The organism is Saccharopolyspora halophila, assembly GCF_039531955.1.
Lineage (GTDB): Bacteria > Actinomycetota > Actinomycetes > Mycobacteriales > Pseudonocardiaceae > Saccharopolyspora > Saccharopolyspora halophila.
The window spans coordinates 1-2,425 of sequence record NZ_BAAARA010000034.1; the positions used below are offsets into that span (position 1 = coordinate 1).

At 66.3% G+C, this 2,425-nt stretch carries 4 protein-coding genes and 1 pseudogene; 2 read left to right on the plus strand and 3 right to left on the minus strand.

The genetic code is table 11. The features are described from left to right. Positions 1 to 543: 543 nt before the first annotated feature. Positions 544 to 738: a CsbD family protein gene (locus ABD289_RS25125; RefSeq protein ID WP_344138121.1), complete on the minus strand. Its 195-nt coding sequence runs from the start codon at positions 736 to 738 to the stop codon at positions 544 to 546. 142 nt (positions 739 to 880) lie between these two features. Continuing rightward, positions 881 to 1,297, minus strand: coding sequence for a CBS domain-containing protein (locus tag ABD289_RS25130; protein ID WP_344138124.1), 417 nt, complete (start codon positions 1,295 to 1,297; stop codon positions 881 to 883). A 292-nt stretch (positions 1,298 to 1,589) separates the two neighbouring features. Between ABD289_RS25130 and ABD289_RS25135 the strand changes: the two genes are divergently transcribed. Further along, on the plus strand, positions 1,590 to 1,805 hold the full coding sequence (locus tag ABD289_RS25135; protein WP_344138127.1) for a hypothetical protein: 216 nt from the start codon (positions 1,590 to 1,592) through the stop codon (positions 1,803 to 1,805). A gap of 19 nt (positions 1,806 to 1,824) precedes the next feature. Continuing rightward, a pseudogene (locus ABD289_RS25465) lies at positions 1,825 to 2,034 on the plus strand (DUF8129 domain-containing protein); the annotation flags it as partial. An 87-nt stretch (positions 2,035 to 2,121) separates the two neighbouring features. Here the strand turns inward: ABD289_RS25465 and ABD289_RS25445 are convergent. Next, the coding region (locus tag ABD289_RS25445; protein ID WP_425564777.1) for an IS3 family transposase at positions 2,122 to 2,425 on the minus strand (304 nt) is incomplete at its 5' end.

Sequence of the window (2,425 nt, forward strand, 5' to 3'; positions counted from 1 at the left end):
CGGAGAAGAGGCCAAGCGCCGACTCGACCAGGGCTACACCTACGCCACCGTCGCCGGAGACGTCGTGCACCTCGAACAGGCGGCGAAAACCCACCTGACCCAGGCACGCGGGGACTGAACACCGCCTGCGAATGAGTCGTGACACCGCTCCGGTTGGTGATCTCGTTGAGGAGCCTGTCGGTCTCGGCGCTGGGCTAATTCCCGGCTGCGCATATACGTGCCCAAGTCGTGCGGCAGGCCTCGGTCGCGAGGCCCCGCTGGCACCGCAGCGTCTGGATCATCTCGTCGCACTGCACGTGGACGCCCTCCTTCCGGGGCTCTGTTTCCCGAAGCTATGCGTACGCCGGTGGGACGGCCTTCGGGGCCGGCCCATTCCCGCAACGGGTGCTGTTGCGGTCCCGGCGCCTCGCCGAGGCCTGGAAAGCAGCCGAAACTCGCCCGGGTGGCGAGAGAAAGCCTCGTGCAGCTCGGCCACGCCGCATCGGTAACCGGCCCAACCGCCGCGACGTCAACGAGACGGCTGGGCACGGTACCGCCGCGTGCTCAGTCCTTGTTCTCATCCTCATCGGGCTTGACGGCGTCTTTGATCTTCTCTCCGGCCTGTTTGAACTTGCTCTTGGTCTCTTCGGCCTTGCCTTCCGCTTGCCACTGCTCGTTACCGGTGGCCTCGCCGACCTTTTCCTTGGCCCGACCTTTGAACTCTTCCGCCTTGTGCTTGGCCTTGTCCTCAGAAGCCATGGTGATCATCCTTTCCCTTCGTGCGGCCCGCGCTCGGGACGCTGCTCGGCTCTAACTTGCCCAGGACGTACGTTCGGCACCCGCGATGGTCACCAACCGCCTCAATCGGCGCGGGCAGGACACGGGTGCGGGCGGACCGGAGTCAATCGATGGACAGGGCCTCCACCAACTGCCCTGTCTGCGGGTTCGACACGCTGCGGGCAACGTCGGCCAGGGTGATCATGCCGACGAGCTCGCCGCTATCGATCACCGGCAGTCGGCGGACCTGGTGCTGCATCATCGTCGACATGGCCTGCTCGGCGCTGTCGTCGGCGCCGATGGTGACTGCTTCGGACTGGTTGAGATCCCCGGCGGGAAAGGTTCCCGCGCCGCGCCCCTTTGCCACGACCTTGACGACCACGTCCCGGTCGGTGACCACGCCCTTGATCTTGTCGTCCGGCCCGCAGATCGGCAGAGCACCGACCTTCTGCTCGGCCATGATGCGGCTAGCATCGGCGGCGCTCTGGTCGGTGCGAACACACTCGGCGCCGACGTGCATGATGTCCCGTGCGGTCGTCATGACAGGCTCCCTCGCTTGTCCCCTGGGTCTGTGTCCTGATGGTCAAGCACTGCAAGTGCTCCCACGTGTCGACTACCCGACATCAGCCCCGGAACACACATCTGATCCCGAGCGAGTCCTCGGAGCGAGCACCGGCTACTAGCGATCCAGGCCCAGCAACACCACGGCAGAGACCGCTCCGCTCGGGACGCAATGCTCGCGCCAACCGCTGTCGGCCCCAACGCGAGGGGCTGGCTCCCCGCGTCTGAGCTAGTGTGGTCCACAGCACCACCGAGCCGAGAAAGAGACCGGGATGGCCCACAGTGCCCACCTGATCACCAATGAAGCCAGCAAAGCCCCGATCGTCACCATCCGCGACGAGCAGGGCGCCACCATCACCGAGTGGCCCTCCTCCGCCGAGCTCGGCCTCGATCAGACCGACGGCTTGCTGCGCGAGGCCGGCTGGATCCGGTCCGGCGATTGGACCACTGCCGACGACGGATGGACCGCTCCGGTACGCCGTTCCTAGGCTGGCACCCGCAGCGCCAATCGGAGGCGCTTCAGCCTCCACCAAGGCCCGGCGAGGAGATCGCAATGGCACACCAAGAACTGCCGCTGCGCGGTTCGACGAGCTCTCCCTAGGAGCATTGGGCCACCGAATCCGCGCGCTCACCGCGGAGGAGGTACAGACGCTGCTGGAGCACGAACGCCAACACGCTGACCGGCTACCAGTGGTCAATCTGCTCGTCCAACGTCTCGACGAACTCGAACAGGGGGCCACCCCCACACCAGGCCCGGGAAACGAGCCCGTCGACACCCCGAGCACAGTGGCTCGGGCTCGCCGGTCAAGCCCCAGGGACCACGCGAACCTGAAGTGGTCCCCGGGAGTTGGACTCGGTAATTGTGAGTCTTGGCAGCGAGGGTCTGGGCCCGGTATTGCACCGGGCTCCCTCGCGGTGCGTGTGGGCCCGGCTGGTGTTGAACCAGGTGACGTAGTCGTCCAGCGCGGTCGTGAACGCCTCAATGGTCCGGCAGGACTGGAGAACGTCGAAGCCATCTGCGCGACCCCGGACTCGACGGCGTCTACGTCGGCGAACGACCCGGCCGTAGACGAGGCGTTCGAAGCAGCGCTCGGACGAATCGCGAAAG